This is a genomic window from Oceanimonas baumannii, assembly GCF_002245495.1.
GTDB lineage: Bacteria > Pseudomonadota > Gammaproteobacteria > Enterobacterales > Aeromonadaceae > Oceanimonas > Oceanimonas baumannii.
In genome coordinates this window covers 1-21,951 of the sequence record NZ_NQJF01000017.1, presented here as the reverse complement: position 1 = coordinate 21,951, position 21,951 = coordinate 1, and the positions used below count along the sequence as shown (strand labels likewise).

Sequence of the window (21,951 nt, the reverse complement as noted above, 5' to 3'; positions counted from 1 at the left end):
AAGCGTGTCGTGAAGTAGTGCTCCGTGTTCGACGAAGTTGCACGATATCTCAGACGCTTATCGACGAAGCTAAAACAAAAAGGCCGCTCGATGAGCGGCCTTTGCATAGCAAGCGAGGCTTACACGCCGATATAGTCCATGATGCCGTCGGCGGCCTTGCGGCCTTCGGCGATGGCGGTGACCACCAGGTCGGAGCCGCGTACCGCATCGCCGCCGGCGAAGATGCGCGGATTACTGGTCTGGTAGGCGAACTCGGCCTGTTCGGGGGCGATAACCCGGCCCCACTGGTCGGCTTCGATGCCGAATTCCTTCAGCCAGGGCTGCTCGTGAGGCTGGAAGCCAAAGGCCATGATCACGGCGTCGGCGGCCAGTACCTGCTCGGAGCCGGGTACCGGCTCGGGGCGGCGGCGACCGTTGGCATCGGGCTCGCCCAGCTGGGTGGAAACCACTTCCACGCCGGTGACCTTGCCGTTGCCGTCAATCTGAATGCCGGTGGGCTGCAGGTTGAACATGAAGTTCACGCCTTCTTCCCGGGCATTCTGTACCTCGCGGCGTGAGCCGGGCATGTTGGCCTCGTCCCGACGGTAGGCACAGATGACGTTATCGGCGCCCTGACGGATGGAGGTACGCACACAGTCCATGGCGGTATCACCACCACCCAGTACCACCACTTTCTTGCCGGACATGTCGATGTAATCGGCCGCCTGCTTCTCGAAACCCAGCACCCGGTTGGCGTTGGAGATCAGGAAGGGCAGGGCGTCGTACACGCCGTCGGCGTTCTCGTTGGCCAGACCACCGCGCAGGTACTTGTAGGTACCCACGGCCAGGAACACGGCGTCATACTCGTCTACCAGGCTCTGGAAGGACACGTCCTTGCCCACCTCGGTGTTGAGGCGGAATTCCACGCCCATTTCGGCGAACACTTCGCGGCGACGGCTCATCACCGACTTTTCCAGCTTGAACGACGGAATACCGAAGGTCAGCAGGCCGCCGATTTCCGGGTAACGGTCAAACACCACAGGGGTAACACCGTTACGGGCCAGAATGTCGGCACAGGCCAGGCCGGCGGGGCCGGCACCGATGATGGCGACCTTCTTGTCGGTCTTCACCACGTGAGACATGTCCGGGCGCCAGCCCATTTCAAAGGCCTTGTCGGTGATGTACTTCTCGATGTTACCGATGGTGACGGCACCGAACTCGTCGTTCAGGGTACAGGAACCTTCACACAGGCGATCCTGCGGGCATACCCGGCCGCATACTTCGGGCAGACTGTTGGTCTGGTGACACAGATCCGCCGCCTCGAAGATACGTCCCTCGTTGGCCAGTTTCAGCCAGTTGGGAATGTAGTTGTGTACCGGACACTTCCACTCGCAGTAAGGGTTGCCGCAATCCAGGCAGCGGTCGGCCTGCATCTGGGCCTGGCTGTCGGAAAAGGGTTCGTAGATCTCCACGAACTCGATTTTACGGGTGCCGATGGCCTTCTTGGGCGGATCGACACGTTGTACGTCTATAAACTGAAATACGTTCTGGCTCATCACAATCTTCCTTTACTGCGCTTGGACCCGAAGCTCGGCGGTGGAGCGACTCTGGTGGCCCAGCAGGGATTTCACATCGCTGGACTTGGGTTTGACCAGCTTGAACATGGGCAGGTAACGGTCGAAGTCGGCCAGTATTTCCTGCGCCCGGTCGCTGCCGGTTTCCTGCAGATGTTGGGTGATGATGCCGCGCAGGTGCTCCTGATGGATCACCAGCTCGTCCAGCCCCAGCAGTTCAACCAGCTCAGGGTTGGTTCTGAGCTCGAAATCATCGTCTTCGTCCAGTACATAGGCGAAACCACCGGTCATGCCCGCGGCGAAGTTGACGCCGGTGCGGCCCAGTACGGTGACAATGCCGCTGGTCATGTATTCACAGCCGTTGTCGCCCAGGCCTTCCACCACGGCGATGGCACCGGAGTTGCGCACCGCGAAACGCTCGCCAGCGCGGCCAGCCACGTACAGATAACCGCCGGTGGCGCCATACAGGCAGGTGTTACCTGCCAGCGTGGCGTCCTTGGAGACAAAGGCCACACCCACATGGGATTTAATCACCAGCTTGCCGCCAGTCATGCCTTTGCCCACGTAGTCGTTGGCGTCACCGGTGAGGATCATTTCCAGGCCGCCGGCATTCCATACTCCGAAGCTCTGGCCGGCGGTGCCGTCCAGGTGAATGCGGATAGGATCGGCCGCCATGCCCTGGTTGCCGTGCAGCCGGGCGATTTCACCGGACAGACGGGCACCCACGGAGCGATCGGTGTTGCGAATGTTATAGAAGAAGTCGCCGCCGCTTTTGCTCTCGATGGCAGGCAGCGCCTCTTCGGTCATCTTCAGGTTGAGCGCACCCTTGTCGAAGTTGGGGTTGCCGGTCTGGCAGAACACGCCGAGGCCCGGCTTGGGCTCGGGTTTGGCCAGAATGCCGGACAGATCCAGCTTCTGCTGCTTGGCTGTCAGGCCGGGCAGGGCTTCCAGCAGATCGGTGCGGCCGATCAGGTCGGTCAGCTTGCTCACACCCAATTGAGCCATCAACTCGCGGGTTTCTTCGGCGATGAACCTGAAGTAGTTCTCCACCATTTCCGGCAGACCGAGGAAGTGATCCTTGCGCAGTTTCTCGTCCTGAGTGGCTACGCCGGTGGCGCAGTTGTTCAGGTGACATATACGCAGGTATTTGCAGCCCAGGGCTACCATGGGGCCGGTACCAAAGCCAAAACTCTCGGCACCCAGAATGGCCGCCTTGACGATGTCCAGACCGGTCTTGAGGCCGCCGTCCACCTGCAGTCGTACCTTGTGGCGCAGGCCGTTGGCCACCAGCGCCTGCTGAGTCTCGGCCAGGCCCAGCTCCCAGGGAGAGCCGGCGTACTTGACCGAGGTCAGCGGACTGGCACCGGTGCCGCCGTCGTAACCGGACACGGTGATCAAATCGGCATAGGCCTTGGCCACGCCGGTGGCGATGGTGCCGACACCGGGCTCAGACACCAGCTTCACCGACACCAGGCAGTCGGGGTTGATCTGCTTGATGTCAAAGATCAGCTGAGCCAGATCCTCGATGGAGTAAATATCGTGGTGTGGCGGTGGCGAAATCAGGGTTACGCCCGGTACCGCATAACGCAGCTTGGCGATCTCGGCGGTCACCTTGTGACCGGGCAGCTGGCCGCCTTCACCGGGCTTCGCCCCTTGAGCCACCTTGATCTGAATGACCTCGGCGTTCATCAGGTAATGCGGGGTTACCCCGAAGCGACCTGAGGCCACCTGCTTGATCTTGGAGTTTCTCAGGCTGTTGAAACGACGGGGATCTTCGCCGCCCTCACCGGAGTTGCTCTGACCACCTAGGCGGTTCATGGCCACGGCCAGGGACTCGTGTGCTTCCGGTCCAAGGGCGCCGATGGACATGGCGGCACTGTCAAAGCGCGGGAACAGCTCGGTGGCCGGCTCTACCTGGCTCAGATCGACGCCATCACCGGCGGGCTTCAGGGTCAGCAGATCCCGCAGGGTAGCAACCGGACGCTCATTGACCAGCCTGGCGTAGGCCTTGTAGTCGTCGTAGTTGCCGGAGCGTACCGCCTTTTGCAGGCTGGTGACTACATCCGGGTTGTAGCTGTGGTACTCGCCGTCGTGCACGTATTTGAGCAGACCGCCCTGATTGAGGGGCTTGCGGGCAATCCAGGCCAGCTTGGACAGGTTGAACAAGTCCTGCTGGAAGTCTTCAAAGGCAGCGCCCTGAATACGGCTGGAAACACCCTTAAAGCAGAATTCCACTACTTCGTCGTGCAGACCGATGGCTTCAAACAGCTGGGAACAGCGGTAGGAAGCGATAGTGCTGATGCCCATCTTGGACATTACCTTGTACAGGCCCTTGTTGATGCTGTTGCGGAAATTAAGCAGTGCTTCGCGCAGCGGCATTTTCAGTACGCCGTCAGCTACTTGGCGACCCAGCGTTTCGTAGGCCAGATAGGGGTAGATGGCGGTGGCGCCAAAGCCCAGCAGTACCGCAAATTGATGCGGATCCCGGGTACTGGCGGTTTCCACAATGATGTTGGAGTCGCAGCGCAGGTTGGCTTCAACCAGGGTGCGCTGTACTGCGCCCACTGCCATGGCAGCCGGGATTGGTAACTTGTCCTGGCGAATGGCACGGTCGGACAGTACCAGCAGCACGGCACCATCGCGCACGGCGGTGGTGGCTTCTTCGCACAGGCGCTCCAGGGCAGACTTCAGGCCTTCGGCCGGGTTGAAGTTCAGGTCCAGTACGCAGTGCTTGTGGTAGGTCTGATCCAGACCCATCAGCTGATGGAAGTCGGAATACAGCAGAATAGGTGATTCAAACTGAACCCGGTGGGCATGACCGTGGGTTTCGTTGAATACATTCTGCTCCCGGCCGATCAGGGTGGCCAGGGACATAACATGGTTTTCCCGCAACGGATCGATGGGCGGGTTGGTTACCTGGGCAAACATCTGGCGGAAATAGTCATAGACGGAACGGGCCCGGCTGGACAATACCGCCATGGGGGCATCATCACCCATGGAGCCGACAGCTTCCTGGCCGTTTTCACCCATGACGCGAATGACCTGATCCAGCTCTTCCACGGAATAGCCGAACAGTTTCTGGTAGGTGCGCAGCTGCCGTTCGTCCAGCTCGATCTGGCCGGCCTGTTCGTCGGACAGATCTTCAAAACGATCCAGCTTGCGTCTGTGTTGGCTCATCCAGGTTTGGTAGGGATGGCGGCCCTTGAGATCGTCATCGATTTCAAAGCTGTTCCAGATTTTGCCGCCGTCGGTGTCCACTACGAACAGCTCGCCGGGGCCTACCCGGCCTTTTTCCAGTACTTCATCGGGGGTGTAATCCCAGATACCGATCTCTGAAGCCAGGGTGATGAAGCCATCTTTGGTGCGCACATAGCGGGCCGGACGCAGTCCGTTACGGTCCAGGGCACAGGCGGCGAAGCGGCCGTCGGACATGACGATGCCAGCGGGGCCGTCCCAGGGCTCCATGTGCATGGAGTTGAAGTCGTAGAAGGCGCGCAGGTCTTCATCCATCGCTGGGTTTTTCTGCCAGGCGGGCGGGATCAGCATGCGCATGGCACGGAACAGATCCATGCCACCGGCCAGGAACAGCTCCAGCATGTTGTCGAGGCTGGAGGAGTCGGAGCCCGAGGTGTTTACATAGGGCGCGGCTTCCTTCAAGTCCGGCAGCAGCGGTGAGGCAAATTTGTAGGCGCGGGCCTGAGCCCACTGGCGGTTACCACCTATAGTGTTAATTTCACCGTTGTGGGCCAGGAAGCGGAACGGCTGCGCTAATGGCCAGCGCGGTTGGGTATTGGTGGAAAAGCGCTGGTGGAAGACGCAGATGGCGGACTGCATGCGAATATCGGCCAGATCCAGGTAGAACCGGGGCAGATCGGCGGGCATGCACAGGCCCTTGTAGGTCATCACCAGGTTGGACAGGCTGACCACATAGAAGAATTCGTCGTTGATACGTTTTTCAATACGGCGGCGCACGATATAGAGGCGACGTTCAATGTCCTTTTCGGCCCAGCCGGCTGGAGCGTTAACAAACACCTGCTCAATACGTGGCAGTGACGCCTTGGCGATATCGCCCAGTACACCGGTGTTGACCGGCACTTCGCGCCACCCCACCAGGCTCAGGGTCTCCCGCTCCAGCTCTTCATTAATGATCTGGCGATGTTGTTCGGCCACAGCGCTATCGGGATTGAGGAACAGCATGCCCACCGCATATTTGCGACCCAGGCTCCAGCCTTTGTCTTCCGCTACGGCACGAAAGAAGCTGTCGGGTTTCTGCATCAGCAGGCCACAACCGTCACCGGTTTTGCCATCGGCGGCGATACCGCCCCTGTGCTGCATGCGATCCAGTGCCGAAATGGCAAGACGAACAAGCTTGTGACTGGTTTCGCCCTCGGTGTGGGCGATCAGACCAAAACCACAGTTATCCTTTTCAAGCGTGGGGTCATAAAGAGACATTGCTTTCCTCCATTGCCCGGCTCAGTGGCCGGCGACTGCTTATTATCAGCGCATTCTGCTTGAAGTTGCTGTTACCATAAGTGGCTTAATTACAAAAATATCGATAATTTTTTGTGGGGTCAATTAAATGTTTCTATTGTTTCAGAAATTATCCACCTCTTATTTTTTTGGTGTTTTTTAATGAAAAGGCCTCTTGTTTAGGGTTTAATGCCAGTGTGCTCCGGGTTTAATCAGTAGTTTTATTTATTTTTCACTATCTATCTTCATATCATCAAAAATCCAATTTGTTGTAATAAAACTACATTAATGGGGTTTTTCCTTGTTTTTAGTCCTGCATATTTATGGTGCGCTCTTTGCCCCAACTGGGTGCAATCTCTTAAAAAAAGCCTGCTGTCAGTTTGTTGCATGTTCAATTTTGGTGCATCAGGAGAAACTGGGAGTGAAAAGATTAATGCTTAATGGGGCGTGCTGGCGCTGAGTTACGTCAATTTTTCTGTTTTGGTGCAAGCTGCTGCCATTCGATTGCCTGTTTTGGTGCATCCGGGTGTCAGGGGGCGCCCAAAACCAATGGCTGGGGGTGCTGGCTACATGACAGCCCACTTCGGAGCCGGTATTCTTTGAGCTTGCCGTTGCCGAAGGAAAAGAGCTGATGAAACCCATTAAAACCTGGGCCCAATACTATGTGGATTTGATGACCAAGCTGGGCATAGTGCGCTTCAGTATGTTGCTGGCTGCCTGCATCATTTTACTGGCCATTTTTATACAGGTGGGGGTGACGCTGTTTTTGCGCGGCTCGGTAGAGTCTGTGGATATGGTGCGATCCATCTTTTTTGGTCTGTTGATTACGCCTTGGGCGGTGTACTTCCTGTCGGTGGTAGTGGATCAGCTGGAAGACTCCCGTCAGCGGCTGAGCCGGCTGGTGCAGCGGCTGCAGCAAATGCGTGATCGGGATCAGGAGCTGAACACCGAGCTGCAGGAAAAAATCGAGCTGCTTAATCGCCAGATAGAAGAAACCCGCAAGGCCCAGGCCGCCCGCCAGCAGGCCATTGAAGATCTTGAAAATGAAGTTTTCCAGCGGGAGAAGGCGCAGATGGAATCCCAGGAGCGCTCTGCGCTGCTGCGATCCTTTATCGATACCTCTCCCGATCTGGTGTATTACCGTAACGAACTGGAAGAGTTTTCCGGCTGTAACACGGCCATGGAAAATCTGCTGGGCCGGCAGGAGAAAGAACTGATCGGACTGACGCCCTATGATGTGTATCCGGCCGATGTCGCCGATAAGGTGGTCGAGACAGACAAGGAAGTGTTTGCCCGCAATGAAAGCCAGACCTACGAGCAGTGGCTGCAATATCCGGACGGCCGCAGAGCCTGTTTTGAACTGCGCAAAGTGCCTTTCTTTGATCGGGACGGCAAGCGCCTGGGACTGCTTGGCTTTGGTCGTGACATTACCGAACGCAAGCGTTATCAGAATGAACTGGAAAAGGCGAGCCGGGACAAGACCACCTTTATTTCCACTATCAGCCATGAACTGCGTACGCCGCTGAACGGTATTGTCGGCCTGAGCCGCATTCTGCTGGCTACTGAGCTGAGTGCGGAGCAGCGCCAGCACCTTAAGACCATTCACTTCAGTGCCGTGACCCTGGGCAACATCTTTAACGACATCATTGATCTCGACAAGCTGGATCGCAGGCGGCTGGAGCTGGCACCCGAACCCATGGATTTTCCCGGCTTTCTCGATGATCTGGAAAGTCTGGCCCGCTTGCAGGCGGAGCAAAAGGGACTCTATCTGCACTTTGACCGGGACGGAGATATTCCCGAGTGGATTCTGGCCGATGGCACCCGACTGCGCCAGGTTCTGTGGAACCTGGTAGGCAATGCGGTCAAATTCACCGATGACGGTGGTGTGACCATCCGCTGTATGGCCGATGAGCTGACACCGGGTGAGGTGACGTTGCGTTTTGATATTGAAGATACCGGCATCGGCATTCCTTCTGCGCTGCAACAGAAGATTTTCGCACTTTATTTTCAGATAGAGGGCAATAAGCATGCCACCGGCACGGGCATTGGTCTGGCGGTGTCACAACAGTTGGTGGACGCCATGCATGGTAGCATCGAGCTCGACAGTGAGCCGGGTGAAGGCTCCTGCTTCAGCATCACCATTACCGTGCCCACCACCCAGGCCCCCAAGGATGATCCGGTACTGGCTCATTTGCCCTGCCTGTCGGTGCTGCTGGTGGAAGACGTGGAGCTCAACGTTACCGTGGCTTGTGCCCTGCTGGAAAAACTGGGCCACAGGGTGAGTGTGGCCCGGGACGGGGGAGAAGCCTTCGCCTTGCTGGCGCAGCAAACGTTTGATCTGGTGTTCCTGGATATTCAGCTGCCGGACATGACCGGCTTTGATATTGCCGGCCGGTTGCGGCAGGAGGCAGAAGAGCTGGGCACAGTTCTGCCGCCGCTGGTGGCGCTGACGGCCAATGTGATCAGCGACAAGCAGAAATACCTGGCCGGCGGTATGGATGATGCCATCAGCAAGCCATTGTCGTCCAAGGCCATAAAAGGTGTGCTGGCGCGTTTTTTTGGTCACCAGCAGCCCTTTGGCAAGGCGGTGCTGCCGGCACCGGAAGTGGCTGAAAGCGAGAGCGACGTGATTCTGGATACCGTATTTCTGCAGGACTATGTGGATACCGTGGGTGCCAAAGCCTTGTTGTCCAGCGTGGACATGCTGGGCACCATGGCCGGTGATTATCTGTCGCGCCTGAAAGGCTTTACCGCAGAGCGCCGGCAGCAGGATATTGTGGAAGAAGCCCACAAGATCAAGGGAGCTGCCGGCTCGGTCGGACTGAAGCGGGTGCAATTGCTGGCGCAACAGATCCAGAGCCCGGACTTGCCGGACTGGTGGGAGCAGCTTGATCACCGGGTGAGTGAACTGGAGCGCCTGCTTGAACCTGATCTGGCTGAGCTTCGCCACTGGCTGGAGTCGCGGTTATGAGTCGTTATGCCGAGTTTATTCGTGCCGACCGGTTACGGCCGGCGTCCGTAGCTGAAAGTACGGTGCAGGCCATCGAAGCAGACAGAGCCCGTATTGTGCAATGTTCGCCGGTACGCCGGCTGCAGCAAAAAACCCAGGTATTCCCGCTGGATGTAAAGGCCTCAGTGCGCAGCCGGCTGACCCATTCACTTGAAGTCAAGGAAACCGGACGTCAGCTAGCGCTGCGGGTGGTGGCCAGGCTGGAACCTGAGGTGGAGCGGGATGCTCTGATCAGCCTGGTGGAGATGGCCTGCCTGCTGCATGATGTGGGGAATCCGCCGTTTGGCCATTTTGGGGAGGCGGTCATTATCGACTGGCTGGGACGGCACCTGCCGTTGCTGTTTAAAAGTGCTGTCGGCGTGCCATCGCGGCAATGGCCTATGTTGCTGGCAGATCTGCGTCAGTTTGAAGGTAATGCTCAGAGTCTGCGGTTGGTGCACAATCTGCAGGATCTGAACCTGACCCTTAGCCAGCTGGCGGCATTGCAGAAATATGTGCGTGGCGCCTATCAGCCCAGAACCGGCGGGCGCTGGCAGCAGAAACCCGGCCATTTCTTCAGTGAGCGGCCGTTGGTGCAGCAAATCCGGCGCTGTTTTCCTTCCACCGCCAAGGGACGCCACCCGCTGACCTTTATTATGGAAGCTGCTGATGACATGGCCTACGGTGTGGCAGACCTGGAAGATGCGGTGGATCGGGGGGTACTCAGCCTGGCAGAACTGGAGCGGGCCCTGCTGCAGGACGGGAACGATTATCTGATACAGCTTTGGCAGCGCTCCCGGGTGGATGAGCCGGGCTTTTTCAGTCGCTTCCGGCAGGGACTGGGGCAGGATCTGCTGCCGCTGGTCAGCGAACAGTTTCTTTATTATCAGCAGGCTATTCTCGAGGGTGAACACGATCAACCGCTGCTGGCGGCAGAGCAGCCTGCAGCCGAGGCATTACAGTGGCTGAAGGATTTTGCCCGTGGTTATGTGTTCCGCCGGCGCGAAGTGGAGTCTCTTGAGCTGGCAGGCTTTGCCGCCCTGAAAGGGGTGCTGGATGCTTTCGCTCCACTGCTGGCGCTGCCCGCGGCTGAATTCACTGCTCTGGAAAGCCGTACCGACGCCAACGGCCAGTTGCTGCGCCGGTTGTTTCATCGTTTACCACCCCGGCACCTAGCTGCCTATCATCGTGACAGTCAGACCGCGCCCTTTTTTGAGAGCGAGGCTGAGCGGGAGTGGTATTTCCGTGTGCGTCTGCTGCTGGATTTCATCAGTGGCATGACAGACACTTATGTGCTGGAAGAGTATCGGCTGCTGTGTGGCCTGCAGGGCTGAATGGGCCGTTGAAATGAACAGTGTGGAGGCTGATGCATGCGCTGGTTATGCCTGCTGCTGTGGTTGTTGAGTGTGGGGGCTGCGAGCGCAGCCGGCCCTGTGATGGTGATGCACCAGGTTGCTGAAGGCGAAAGCTGGGCAGAGCTGGCCCGACGTTTTCAGCTGAATGAGCGTCAGCTGCGGTGGAAGTTCAACCGTGAGCGTTTTATGGTGCCGTTGTCGTCCGGTGACTGGGTCTGGGTACCGGCCAAGCCGGTGACGCCGTCAAGTCCTCCCTCTTCTGTGTCTGCTGCAACTCCCTCTGCTGTCACTGAGTTTGCTGCAGCTTCGCAGCCGCGCTATCCCAGCGCGCTACCGGAGCTCGGCCGGCCTGATCCTGCCCGGGCGCCCAAATCTGACGAGCTGATGCTTACCCTGGCCAGTGCGGCCAAGGCGGCGGCCACCGATGATCTTGATGGTTTTGTACTGGCCCAGACGGAGCTTCTGGCAGACGATACCCTATCATTTGGAACCAGCCGGCTGGCTGCCTTGCCCTGGCTGAACCCCAGTGACTGGTACTGGGATTATCAGCTGCCATTGTTTGATCTTGATGCCAAAGCCAACAGCCAGCTGTCATTACCGGTATGGGACAAGGTGAGCAGCGAGCTGGGTGTGGATTACCGGGATGACCGGCTGACCTATCAACTGGGGCTGCATTATCAGCAATCACTGGTAGCAGAAACAATGCTTCATATGGAGCCGCTATTTGATTATCAGGAAGACACGGCCCATCGCCGGGGAGGGATATTACTGTGGCTGGAACGACAGGATCTGCGTCTGGGCACGGTACAATACCAGCCGTTGTCACCCTGGCGTGCCGGCGAGCGGCCGGCTGCCGGCAGAGTCTGGTTTGGTGAAGGAAACATCAGTGCCTTGCCGGGACTCAGTGTCAGCGGGCGGCATTATCAGTGGCAGGGGCGGCAGTTGCAGCTGTTTGGCAGTGGTGACAAGTATAAGGCGACGGGGTCGGGGCAGTGGTCTCTGAATTACTCGCCCTGGCGTATTTTACGCCTGCAGACTTCCTTGCTGAGCAACAGTGAAAGCGAATTTGAACCCCGTTTCAGGCTGATGTTTGAACTGCCCTTGCGGTTAGCCCCGGGATTATGGTGGCAGCCGGCGGACCGAGCCGGGCTTGCCGAATACCGGCCCTTGCAATACCACAGAGTGATGGTGCTGGAGCAGCGTTAACGCATTACTCCGGCAGCCGGGTAAAATCGGTGTTGGCAAAGCTGCCGCGGGTCTGGCTCTGTAACAGGGTGATAAGGAGCATGGCACGGTTGTCGCCGTCTGCTTCCTGATAAATGGCTTCCATACCAGCAAAAGGACCGCTGTGAATGGAGACTTTGTCGCCGGCGCTGGGCAAATCGCTGAGTTTGTCTCCCAGGCGGGGATCGCCGGTACGGCACATCAGCTCGAAAATGAGTTCGTCGGGTACGGCGCAGAACTCTTCACCAAAACGCACCAGATTACGGACACCGCGGGTAGAGCGCAGGGTGGTGGCGCTGGTCTCCTTCAGGTTGGCCCGCAAAAACAGATAGCCGGAAAACAGGGCTTCGTTACGCACAATTCGTTTGCCACGAATGATTCTTTTCACCTCAATCAACGGGCAGAAGCACTCAACACCCTGATTCTCCAGATGCAGTAATGCCCGCTCTTCTTCCCGGGGCCGGCAGTGAGCAAGATACCAGTTAAGCATGAGTTCACCCTGCGCAGTCATGAAACGTGCATTATGGCAGCAACAATAAAAAAGGGCCACGGCGTGCCGTGACCCTGATGATAAAGTGAACTGTAACTTACCAGCCTTTTACCACGCCACCTTTAAACAACTCCAGCGCAGCCTGGTAGACTTCTTCGCTCTGATAGGCTTTGACAAAGGTCTGAACCTGCTCGTCGTTCTGGTTATCTTTGCGGGAGACGATCAGGTTCACATAGGGTGACTCCTTGTCTTCCACAAACAGGCTGTCACGGCCGGGCAGCATGTCGATCTGCGAGGCGTAGGTGGTGTTGATGATGGCGAAGGCCACGTCATCCAGAGAGCGTGGCAGTTGGGGGGCTTCCAGCTCAATGATGTCGAGGTTTTTCGGGTTGGCGGTGATGTTCAGCGGGGTTGCTTCCAGGCCCACGGCATCGTCCACTTCGATCAGGCCCTGCTGCTCCAGCAGCAGCAGGCTGCGACCCAGATTGGTGGGATCATTGGGCACGGCTACCTTGGCACCGTCGGCCAGCTCGTCCAGCGATTCAATGACCCGGGAATAACCGGCGATGGGGTACACAAAGGTATTGCCTACCGGTACCAGCTCGTAGCCACGATCGGCGATTTGCTTATCGAGATAGGGTTTGTGCTGAAAGGCGTTGATATCGAGGCTGCCATCGCTCAGCGCCACGTTGGGGGTCACATAGTCGCTGAAAGAGACCAGCTCTACTTCCAGGCCGTACTGCTCTTTGGCTACCTTGGCGGCCACTTCAGCTACCTGCTCCTCGGCACCGGCGATGACGCCAAGGCGCAGCGGTTTGGCGGCTTCTGCTTCAGTGGTGGTTTGGGTTGCTTGCTCACCACAGCCTGCCAGTGCGAGGGCCGAGGCCAGCAGACCCAAGCCAGCGAATGATTTCAGTCCTGCTTTCATAATACACTCCTTGATTAAGAAAATTCAGCGACGATCTACGCGAGATACCAGCCGTTCGCCGACGCTTTGAATGATTTGTACCAGTATCACCAGAATCACCACGGTGATCAGCATGATTTGCGGATCAAACCGCTGGTAGCCATAACGAATGCCCACATCCCCGAGTCCACCACCACCGACGGCACCTGCCATGGCCGAATAGTTGACCAGGGTTACCAGGGTAATAATGATGCTATTGAGCATGCCGGGCAGCGCCTCGGGCAGCAGCACTTTATAAACAATTTGCAGACGGCGAGCGCCCATGGCCTGGGCGGCTTCTACCAGCCCGGACGGCACTTCCATCAGCGCACCTTCCATCAGCCGGGCAACAAAGGGGATGGCGGCAACGGTGAGCGGGACCACGGCAGCCCAGGTACCTATGCTGGTACCCACCACCAACCGGGTAAAGGGAATGATGGCGACCAGCAGAATAATAAAGGGCACTGATCGGCCAATGTTGACCACCGTTCCCAGAATTTTATTGAACGCCTTGTTTTCCCAGATCTGACCGGGTTTGCTTACGTGCAGGGCAATGCCCAGCGGCAACCCTAGGGCACATGCGATGGCTCCTGAACCAAAGGTCATGATCAGGGTCTCCCAGAATGCTGAGAGCAGAAGATTAATCATGGCATCGGACATAACCGAGTAACTCCACCTGAATTTTGTGTTCCTGAAGATAAGCAATAGCAGCCTGAGTCTGCTCGGGTTCGCCATCAAGTTCGGCCAGCATAAAGCCGAACTTGACACCACCGGCATACTCTATATCGGCACTGAGAATGGTGACATCTACGTTCAGTTCGCGGCTGAGAATGGAAATTAGCGGCGTGTCCACGGTTTCGCCGGTGAAGCCCAGCCGTACCAATGGCAGGGCACCGGCGTCCGGATCCGGTGACAGCCGTTTCTGATATTCCTCGGGAATATCCAGGTGAATGGTGGATGCGATAAAGCGACGGGCCAGTTCGGTCTGTGCATTGGCAAAAAACCAGGCCACGGCGCCCTGTTCCACCAGTTCGCCATCATTAATGATGGCTACCCGATCGCAGATAGACTTGACCACCTGCATCTCATGAGTGATGAGCAGTATGGTCAGGCCCAGCCGCTGGTTGAGCTCTTTCAGCAGCGCCAGAATGGACTGGGTGGTTTGCGGATCCAGTGCCGAAGTGGCTTCGTCACACAGCAATACTTTCGGGGCGGGTGCCAGGGCCCGCGCGATGGCTACCCGTTGTTTCTGACCGCCCGAAAGGGCATTGGGGTAGGCATTGGCGCGATGGGATAATCCCACCAGCTCCAGCAGCTCATTCACCCGCTGTTTGATGTCGGCCTTTGAGGTGCCGGCAAGCTCCAGAGGCAGGGCGACGTTATCGAACACAGTGCGGGATGACAGCAGGTTGAAGTGCTGAAAAATCATGCCGATATTGCGGCGGGCGTGGGAAAGCTGACTGCTGTTCATGGCTGTCAGGTTCTGATCGTCCACGAATACCTGGCCTTCGGTGGGGCGCTCCAGCAGGTTGACGCACCGTATTAAGGTGCTTTTTCCCGCGCCGGATTCACCGATAACGCCCATTATCTGGCCGGCTGCTACCTCCAGATCCACGTTTTTAACGGCGTGAACAGCGGCATCGCCAGATCCGTAGCGCTTGGTTATATTGGTTAGTTTGATCATCGGAGGATGGGCCTTCCGGTATGGTTATCCACTGCATAGACAGCGTAAGAACAGGGACAAGTCATGTCATCATGACTGATAGCAGAAGATGCTAAGCCGTCTGGACGTCCAAGTCAACGAGTATTTCCCGTTCAGGAAGAACGGAAAAGAGATTCTTGCCTTGCCCCTTTGCCAATGCATTGATATAGGATGAAAAAGAAGAGTGTACGCCGTAAGCTGGGATATAAGTCCAGTTAGCATCAGCCAGCGTTGAAACAGTAACCGGATTACTTCCTTCGACACGCTGTGAGTACATCCATTTTCCGGTCGAGTCCGGTGGGCCCTGATGCTATTTGCCGGTTATGATTAACCGGAGCCGCTTATCCTTTTTTCAAGGAACGAACATAAGGAAAACGATGGGCCAGTATTTTCTGCGTCGATTATTGCTGCTGATCCCCACCTTTCTCGGTATCACCCTGGTGGTGTTTGCCATTACCCGCTTTGTGCCGGGTGGCCCGGTGGAACGCATGTTGATGGAAAGTCAGCTGGCGGGAAGTGAGTTCAGCCAGAGCAGCCGGGGAGGGCAGGTGCTTTCCGCCGAGCAAATCGACGAACTCAAAGCTTTTTACGGTCTCGACAAGCCGGTGGGCGAAGCGTATCTGGACTGGCTGGGAAAGCTGGCGCGCCTTGATCTGGGTGAATCAACCCGTTACTACCTGCCGGTGTGGGAACTGATCCAGGAGCGGTTGCCGGTGTCGGCTTTTTTCGGTATCAGCACTTTTATTCTCAGCTACCTGGTGTCCATCCCTCTGGGCGTGCTCAAGGCGCTCAGGCACAACAGCCGCTTCGACAGCATCAGCTCCATGTTTATCTACGCCGGTTATGCGTTGCCAGCCTATGTGGTTGGTATTTTTCTGCTGACGGTGTTCGCCTTTCAGTTGGGCTGGTTTCCTATGGGCGGCTTTATAGGTGATGATTTTTACTACCTTGAGGGCTTCTGGCCCAAAACCCTGAACCTGTTTCATCATGCTCTGCTGCCGCTTATTGCCTATGCCATCGGTGATTTTGCGGTGTTGACCATGACCATGAAAAACAGCCTGATGGAAAACCTGTCGGCTGATTATGTGCGTACCGCCGTGGCCAAGGGCTTGCCCTTTGGCAAGGCGGTGACCCGTCATGCTTTGCGCAACAGTCTTATCCCCATTGCCAGCCATTTTGGTAACGTGATTTCGGTATTTTTCGCCGGCTCTTTCTTAATTGAAGTGATTTTCAACATCGACGGCCTGGGGCTGCTTGGCTATGAAGCGGTGGTGGAGCGGGATTATCCGGTGGTGATGGGCATACTGGCGGTGACATCGCTGTTGATGCTGCTGGGCAATATATTATCGGATATCTGTGTAGCACTGGTGGATCCGCGAGTGAGGTTTGATGGCTAAACTGCTTTCCAATGTCACTAGGAAGAAACTACGCCGTTTTCGCAGTATCAAGCGTGGCTATTACGCCTTTGTGCTATTTATGGTGATGGTGCTGCTGGCCGTTGCCGCTGAGCTGTGGGTCAGTAACCGGGCGCTGTTGGTGAACTACCAGGGACAGCTGTATTTTCCTACCTACGGGGCTGTGATCACCGGTGACACCTTTGGTCTTGGTTATGAGTATGAGACCGATTACCGGGAGCTGAAGCGGGTGTTGGGCGAGCAACCTGACAACTGGGTGTTGCTGCCCCTGGTACCCTGGAGTCCTTATGAGCAGGACTACAGCGGCAGCAGTTATCCGCCCACAGCCCCCAGTCTTGAGAACCGCCATTTTCTTGGCACCGACAGTTCGGGCCGGGACATCGTTGCACGTCTGGTATATGGCTTTCGTACCGCCGTGGGCTTTGCCCTTATCGCGTTGACAGCCAGCTATGTGATCGGCGTGATGATCGGCAGTCTGATGGGGTTTCTGGGCGGACGGTTCGATTTGCTGTTTCAGCGAGTTATCGAAATATGGTCTCAGGTGCCCTTTCTTTACGTGATCATGATTCTGGTATCGATTACCCAGCCCAATTTTGCCCTGTTTGTCGCTATCAACGTGCTGTTTGGCTGGATGGGTATTACCTGGTACATGCGAACTCTGACCTACAAGGAAAAAGCGAGGGACTATGTGCTGGCGGCCCGGGCTCAGGGGGCGGGCACCTGGCGCATTATCGTGCACCATATTCTGCCTAACACCCTGATGATGATAGTGACCCTGGCTCCCTTTACCGTGGTCGCCAACATTTCTCTGCTGACGGCGCTCGATTATTTGGGTTTTGGTCTGCCGCCCCCGACCCCCAGTTGGGGGGAATTACTGCGTCAGGGCGTGAACCACCTGGACTCGCCCTGGATAGTGGCATCGGTGGTGACGGCGGTATCACTGGTGCTGATCACCGTTTCCTTTATTGGCGAGGCTATTCGTGAAGCCTTTGATCCAAAACACTTTTCCCGTTACGAATAGGGGAGGACTGCAATGAATAAACTGCTGGCAATCGTCGCAATTTTTAGTCTGTCACTTGGTCTGAAGGCCGTGGAACTGCCTGATAACCTGGAATGGGAAACCAATAACGAAGATCCCATTTTTGCCTCGCCCGAAGCCAAACGAGGGGGACAGTTCAACATGACGCTGATGAGCTTTCCGCTGACCTTCCGCACCGTCGGACCCGACTCCAATACGGCATTCCGCTCCTTTATTCTGGAAAATCAGCTCGGCCTCTACGCCCTGCACCCACAAACCGAGAATCCAATCCCTGCTCTGGCTACACATTGGGCCTTTGGCGATGACAACCGCACCATGTATTTCCGGTTAAATCCGAAGGCGCGTTGGTCCGACGGTGAGCCGGTGACTGCCGACGACTATTTGTTTGCTCTGGAATTTATGCGTTCCAAGGTGATTCGGGCTCCTTGGTATAACAATTACTTCACCGAAGAGCTCACCAACGTTACCAAATATGATGACCATACCATATCGGTGACCGCTGGTAGCCCCAAGAGCCGCCGTGAGCTGCTTAATACCGTGGGTCTGGCACCCCAACCCGAGCATTACTATGAGCTGAGTGAAGACTGGGTGCGTCGCTACAACTGGGAGGTGGTGCCGGTTACCGGTGCTTATGTGATCAGCGATGTTAAGCGGGGGCGATCCATTACCTTCAAACGGCAAGACGATTGGTGGGGCAATGATCTTACCTATTACCGTCATCGCTTTAATGTGGATGAAATCCGTCTGACCGTGGTGCGGGACCTCAATATCGCCTACCGTCATTTTCTTCGCGGCGATGTCGACACCTTTGGCCTGCTTTTGCCTGAATGGTGGCACGACAAGACCAATACCCCCGAATACCGGAACGGCTTGATCAACCGAATCTGGTTTTATAACGAAATGCGTCAGGGAGCCCAGGGGCTGCACCTTAATACCGCACATCCAAGGCTTGCGGATGTGCGGGTGCGTCAGGGCATTGCTCATGCCATCAATATGCAGCGCATGCTCGATACCATTTTACGGGGTGACTATGAGCGCATGAACAGTTTTGGCACCGGTTACGGAGATTTCACCGACTACGATATTCGTGCCCGCGAATATGATATTCAGCAGGCGCGGGCACTGTTTGCCGAGGCCGGTTATGAGCGTCAGGGCCCGGGCGGTATTTTGATGAATGCCAAGGGTGACCGGCTTAGCCTGGCGGTGACTTACACTACCCAGGAGCACACCGCCCGCCTGGCCATTCTGCGGGAAGAGGCCCGCAAAGCGGGGCTGGATCTGCAACTGAACCTGGTGGACGGTGCCACCGGTTTTAAAGCCATGCTGGAGAAAAAGCACGAAGCAGCCTGGCTGGGCTGGGCCGGTGGCGGTCTTTATCCCCAGTACTGGGAGTTCTTTCATTCTGCGAATGCTAACAAACCTCAGACCAACAACCTGTTTAACATTAGCGATGCCGAGCTCGACCGGCTGATCGAGGAGTATCGGCGCACCATGGATCTGGAGGCCAAGGCAGCCATTTCCCGGCGTATTCAGCAACGGGTACACGAGTTGGCCATCTTTATCCCCGGCTATCAGGTGCCTTATACCCGGGAAGCCTACTGGCGTTACGTTAAGCTGCCCGAGGGTAAAGGTACCCAACGTTCTCCATCCCTGTTCTGGCCGATGGATGGCTATCCCCACAGCACCGGCGGGCTGTTCTGGATCGATCAGCAACAGCGCGCCGAGATCAAGGCCGGGGGTAAACGTTATGAACCGGTGCTGGAAGTGCTGGAAACCTGGCGGCGAAAGGCACCCTGATGAGTGTTTTGCTGGAGGTCGAACACCTGGCAGTCAGTTTTACTACCGAAGCGGGATGCTTTCGGGTGGTGGATGACGTCAGTTTTTCGCTGGCTCCCGGTCAGACCCTGGGACTGGTGGGAGAGTCCGGTTGCGGCAAGAGTGTGACTGCGCTAAGTCTGTTGGGCCTGCTGCCGCAGCCGGCAGGAAAAGTGGAAGAGGGGCGAGCCCTGTTTCAGGGCGCGGATTTACTCTCTTTGAGCCCGCAGCAGCGCTACCGGCTACGGGGTAACAAGATTGCCATGATTTTCCAGGAGCCGATGACGGCGCTTAATCCGGTGCATACAGTAGGTCGCCAGCTGATGGAAGTGTATGAGCTACACCGCCCGGAACTGAACAAGCGACAGCGCCGTGATGCCGCCCTGATCATGCTGCGACAGGTAGGTATACCGGAGGCCGAAGCCCGGTTGACGGCCTATCCTCACCAGCTTTCCGGCGGTATGCGGCAACGGGTGATGATCGCCATAGCGCTGGCCTGTGAGCCCGATCTGCTGATCTGTGATGAGCCCACGACGGCACTGGACGTAACCATTCAGGCACAGATCCTGCGCTTGATCCGCGAATTGCAGCAGCAAAACAACATGGCGGTGATCTTTATTACTCATGATCTGGGGGTGGTAGCCCAGATCTGCGATCAGGTGTTGGTCATGTATGCCGGTCGCAGTGCCGAACAGGCCGGGGTGTTTGACATATTTGAGCTCCCCCGTCATCCCTATACTCAAGGGTTACTGGCGTCCATTCCCCGGCTGGACCGCCCCGGCAAAACCGAGCTGCCGGTTATTGGAGGCCAGGTGCCGTCATTGGAGGAGCTGCCGTCCGGTTGTCGCTTTGCCAACCGTTGCCCGTATATGACTGAGGTCTGCCTGCAGCAGCCGCTCCGAGAGACGGTGGGAGCTGAGCATCATGTCTGGTGCCATCACTGGCGGGAGCTGGACTCATGACAGCCTTGCTGAAGGTGGATAACCTGACCCAGCATTTTACTCTTGGCGGCGGCTTGTTGCGTGCTGGGCGAACCCTGTATGCGGTGGACGCTGTCAGTTTTGAACTGGAAGCCGGACAGACCCTGGGACTGGTCGGAGAATCTGGCTGCGGCAAGTCCACCCTGGCCCGGGCTCTGCTCAAGTTGCATGAGCCCACCAGCGGACGCATTCTGTATGATGGTACCGACATCACGGACTACAGCCGCCGGCAGATGCAGCCCCTGCGCCGGCAGATGCAGATGGTGTTTCAGGATCCTCAGGAGTCGCTCAACGGCCGCCATACCATAGGTACCCTGTTGCAGGAGCCTTTCGTTATTCACCGGCTGGGCAACTGGCGGGAGCGACAGTGCTGGGCGGCGGAGTTGCTGGAGCGGGTCGGCCTGCCGGCGTCTGCCCTGGAGCGTTTTCCCCATGAGTTTTCCGGCGGTCAGCGTCAGCGTATCGGCATTGCCCGGGCCATGGCGCTCAACCCGCGGTTGCTGGTGTGCGATGAGGCGGTGTCGGCGCTGGACGTATCGGTGCAGTCCCAGATCCTTAACCTGCTGTTGTCACTGCAACAGGAGCGGGGCCTGGCCATGCTGTTCATTGCTCATGATTTGTCAGTGGTCAAGCATGTCTCGGATCATATTGCGGTTATGTATCTGGGGCGTATTGTCGAGTTGGCCCCGGCGGAAGAGCTCTATCATCAGCCGTATCACCCTTATACCAGAGTGCTGATTTCGGCTATTCCCAGGCCAACCCCCAAGGAGCGGCAGCTGCCGGTGATGTTAAGTGGTGAATTGCCGTCACCTGCCAATCCCCCGAGCGGCTGTCACTTTCGTACCCGTTGTCCTTATGCCGGCGAGCGTTGTGCCATTGAGGTGCCTTATCTGGATGGAGAGGCTCATAAGGTGGCCTGTCATTACCATCGGGAAATTGCCTCTGGTGCCCGGCAGCCCTGTGCTAACATGCAGCCGGTAACATTGACTGAAGGCAGGTAATACAGTGGCAAAGGCAGCGATTTTTCTCGACCGGGACGGCGTAATCAATCAGGACACCGGTTATGTCTCTCATTCTGACGATTTCATTTTCATTGACGGGGTCATCGATGCCCTTCGCTCGCTCAAGGAAAAAGGCTACCTGCTGGTGGTCGTTACCAACCAGTCGGGCATTGCCCGTGGCATGTTTACCGAAGACGATTTTATGCGTCTGACCGAGTGGATGGACTGGTCTCTGGCTGACCGGGGGGTGGATCTGGACGGCATTTATTTCTGCCCTCATCATCCTACCGCCGGTAATGGCCCGGATACCCGTGAGTGTGATTGTCGTAAGCCGGCTCCTGGTATGTTGCTGGAGGCGGCCAAAGAACTGGGCATCGACATGTCTGCTTCTTATATGGTGGGTGACAAGGTATCGGACATGAATGCAGCGATCGCTGCTGGTGTGGGTCACCCCGTACTGGTACGTACCGGCAAGGAAATTACCGAAGAAGGGGAAAAACTGGTCAAAAACGTCTATCCTTCTTTAGTGGAGTTTGCTCGGCAGCTGGCCGAAGTGCGGTAAATTCCACCTGTTTGATTAACCTTTGAACGCTTGGGCTGTCTGATGCAATTTTTCTTCAAAAAGCCCTTGCGCAAAATCCGCGGCTCCCTATAATGCGCATCCACTGACACGGGGCAACACGCCAACGGTCACAAACGTTGAAAGCGAACAAAACAAAGTTCAAATCAACGCTTGACGAACACCAAGAGTTGCGTAGAATACGCAGCCCTGACCAGCGAAAGCGGTCACGCTCTTTAACAATTTATCAAGCAAACTGTGTGGGCACTCGCAGTCGATTGAGAAACAAAAAATATTGTTTTTCAATGATTTGTGAAGTGCACTAGAAATAGCAGCAATTCAGATATTCATTGAGCATCAAATCTTTAATTGAAGAGTTTGATCATGGCTCAGATTGAACGCTGGCGGCAGGC

Annotated in this window: 15 protein-coding genes; 9 read left to right on the top strand and 6 right to left on the bottom strand. The window is 56.7% G+C overall.

Annotation, left to right across the window (positions count from 1 at the left end; translation table 11 throughout):
* Nucleotides 1–119: 119 nt before the first annotated feature.
* Together B6S09_RS16540 and gltB are read right to left on the bottom strand one after the other, a co-directional pair.
* On the bottom strand, nt 120–1,535 hold the full coding sequence (locus B6S09_RS16540; protein WP_094279603.1) for an FAD-dependent oxidoreductase: 1,416 nt from the start codon (nt 1,533–1,535) through the stop codon (nt 120–122).
* 12 nt (nt 1,536–1,547) lie between these two features.
* Complete coding sequence (gene gltB, locus B6S09_RS16535) at nt 1,548–6,005, bottom strand: glutamate synthase large subunit (RefSeq protein ID WP_094279602.1); 4,458 nt, start codon at nt 6,003–6,005, stop codon at nt 1,548–1,550.
* A gap of 649 nt (nt 6,006–6,654) precedes the next feature.
* On the opposite strand from gltB, the gene arcB reads away from it, so the two are divergent.
* The 3 genes from arcB to B6S09_RS16520 are packed head-to-tail and all read left to right on the top strand — an operon-like array spanning nt 6,655 to nt 11,573.
* A complete protein-coding gene (gene arcB, locus B6S09_RS16530; RefSeq protein WP_094279601.1) occupies nt 6,655–8,994 on the top strand; it encodes an aerobic respiration two-component sensor histidine kinase ArcB in 2,340 nt (779 codons plus the stop codon).
* Nucleotides 8,991–10,346, top strand: coding sequence for a dGTPase (gene dgt / locus B6S09_RS16525; protein ID WP_094279600.1), 1,356 nt, complete (start codon nt 8,991–8,993; stop codon nt 10,344–10,346). The genes arcB and dgt overlap by 4 nt, the downstream gene beginning before the upstream one ends.
* A 36-nt stretch (nt 10,347–10,382) precedes the next feature.
* Nucleotides 10,383–11,573: an inverse autotransporter beta domain-containing protein gene (locus B6S09_RS16520; RefSeq protein ID WP_094279599.1), complete on the top strand. Its 1,191-nt coding sequence runs from the start codon at nt 10,383–10,385 to the stop codon at nt 11,571–11,573.
* A 4-nt stretch (nt 11,574–11,577) separates the two neighbouring features.
* On the opposite strand, the gene rfaH is transcribed toward B6S09_RS16520, so the two are convergent.
* The 4 genes from rfaH to metN all read right to left on the bottom strand — a co-directional run bounded on the left by rfaH (nt 11,578) and on the right by metN (nt 14,711).
* Nucleotides 11,578–12,081 carry a transcription/translation regulatory transformer protein RfaH gene (rfaH, locus tag B6S09_RS16515; RefSeq protein ID WP_094279639.1) on the bottom strand — a complete coding sequence of 168 codons (504 nt, stop codon included), beginning with the start codon at nt 12,079–12,081 and terminating at the stop codon, nt 11,578–11,580.
* Nucleotides 12,082–12,178: 97 nt separating this feature from the next.
* Entirely contained in the window at nt 12,179–13,009 is an 831-nt protein-coding gene (metQ, locus tag B6S09_RS16510; protein WP_094279598.1) for a methionine ABC transporter substrate-binding lipoprotein MetQ, read from the bottom strand.
* A gap of 24 nt (nt 13,010–13,033) precedes the next feature.
* Nucleotides 13,034–13,687, bottom strand: a complete 654-nt coding sequence (locus B6S09_RS16505) for a methionine ABC transporter permease (protein ID WP_094279597.1) — start codon at nt 13,685–13,687, stop codon at nt 13,034–13,036.
* Nucleotides 13,668–14,711: a methionine ABC transporter ATP-binding protein MetN gene (metN, locus tag B6S09_RS16500; RefSeq protein ID WP_094279596.1), complete on the bottom strand. Its 1,044-nt coding sequence runs from the start codon at nt 14,709–14,711 to the stop codon at nt 13,668–13,670. The genes B6S09_RS16505 and metN overlap by 20 nt, the downstream gene beginning before the upstream one ends.
* Nucleotides 14,712–15,106: 395 nt before the next feature.
* On the opposite strand from metN, the gene B6S09_RS16495 reads away from it, so the two are divergent.
* Genes B6S09_RS16495 through gmhB form a run of 6 tightly spaced genes read left to right on the top strand, consistent with a single transcriptional unit; the run spans nt 15,107 to nt 21,541 of the window.
* Nucleotides 15,107–16,126 carry an ABC transporter permease subunit gene (locus B6S09_RS16495; RefSeq protein WP_094279595.1) on the top strand — a complete coding sequence of 340 codons (1,020 nt, stop codon included), beginning with the start codon at nt 15,107–15,109 and terminating at the stop codon, nt 16,124–16,126.
* A complete protein-coding gene (locus B6S09_RS16490) occupies nt 16,119–17,165 on the top strand; it encodes an ABC transporter permease (protein ID WP_094279594.1) in 1,047 nt (348 codons plus the stop codon). The genes B6S09_RS16495 and B6S09_RS16490 overlap by 8 nt, the downstream gene beginning before the upstream one ends.
* A gap of 12 nt (nt 17,166–17,177) precedes the next feature.
* On the top strand, nt 17,178–18,980 hold the full coding sequence (locus B6S09_RS16485) for an extracellular solute-binding protein (RefSeq protein ID WP_094279593.1): 1,803 nt from the start codon (nt 17,178–17,180) through the stop codon (nt 18,978–18,980).
* On the top strand, nt 18,980–19,960 hold the full coding sequence (locus B6S09_RS16480) for an ABC transporter ATP-binding protein (RefSeq protein WP_094279592.1): 981 nt from the start codon (nt 18,980–18,982) through the stop codon (nt 19,958–19,960). Before B6S09_RS16485 ends, B6S09_RS16480 begins: the two co-directional genes overlap by 1 nt.
* Nucleotides 19,957–20,979 (top strand): ABC transporter ATP-binding protein, encoded by a 1,023-nt coding sequence (locus B6S09_RS16475; RefSeq protein WP_094279591.1) that lies wholly within the window; start codon nt 19,957–19,959, stop codon nt 20,977–20,979. The genes B6S09_RS16480 and B6S09_RS16475 overlap by 4 nt, the downstream gene beginning before the upstream one ends.
* 4 nt (nt 20,980–20,983) lie before the next feature.
* Nucleotides 20,984–21,541: a D-glycero-beta-D-manno-heptose 1,7-bisphosphate 7-phosphatase gene (gene gmhB, locus B6S09_RS16470; protein ID WP_094279590.1), complete on the top strand. Its 558-nt coding sequence runs from the start codon at nt 20,984–20,986 to the stop codon at nt 21,539–21,541.
* Nucleotides 21,542–21,951 lie beyond the last annotated feature (410 nt).

Bases quoted from the DNA above. Each gene is read 5' to 3' on its own strand.
- B6S09_RS16505 (WP_094279597.1), bottom strand. From the start codon at position 13,687: ATGTCCGATGCCATGATTAATCTTCTGCTCTCAGCATTCTGGGAGACC.
- metQ (WP_094279598.1), bottom strand. From the start codon at position 13,009: ATGAAAGCAGGACTGAAATCATTCGCTGGCTTGGGTCTGCTGGCCTCG.
- B6S09_RS16520 (WP_094279599.1), top strand. From the start codon at position 10,383: ATGCGCTGGTTATGCCTGCTGCTGTGGTTGTTGAGTGTGGGGGCTGCG.
- B6S09_RS16540 (WP_094279603.1), bottom strand. From the start codon at position 1,535: ATGAGCCAGAACGTATTTCAGTTTATAGACGTACAACGTGTCGATCCG.
- dgt (WP_094279600.1), top strand. From the start codon at position 8,991: ATGAGTCGTTATGCCGAGTTTATTCGTGCCGACCGGTTACGGCCGGCG.
- arcB (WP_094279601.1), top strand. From the start codon at position 6,655: ATGAAACCCATTAAAACCTGGGCCCAATACTATGTGGATTTGATGACC.
- B6S09_RS16495 (WP_094279595.1), top strand. From the start codon at position 15,107: ATGGGCCAGTATTTTCTGCGTCGATTATTGCTGCTGATCCCCACCTTT.
- rfaH (WP_094279639.1), bottom strand. From the start codon at position 12,081: ATGCTTAACTGGTATCTTGCTCACTGCCGGCCCCGGGAAGAAGAGCGG.
- gltB (WP_094279602.1), bottom strand. From the start codon at position 6,005: ATGTCTCTTTATGACCCCACGCTTGAAAAGGATAACTGTGGTTTTGGT.
- B6S09_RS16480 (WP_094279592.1), top strand. From the start codon at position 18,980: ATGAGTGTTTTGCTGGAGGTCGAACACCTGGCAGTCAGTTTTACTACC.
- B6S09_RS16485 (WP_094279593.1), top strand. From the start codon at position 17,178: ATGAATAAACTGCTGGCAATCGTCGCAATTTTTAGTCTGTCACTTGGT.
- metN (WP_094279596.1), bottom strand. From the start codon at position 14,711: ATGATCAAACTAACCAATATAACCAAGCGCTACGGATCTGGCGATGCC.
- B6S09_RS16475 (WP_094279591.1), top strand. From the start codon at position 19,957: ATGACAGCCTTGCTGAAGGTGGATAACCTGACCCAGCATTTTACTCTT.
- B6S09_RS16490 (WP_094279594.1), top strand. From the start codon at position 16,119: ATGGCTAAACTGCTTTCCAATGTCACTAGGAAGAAACTACGCCGTTTT.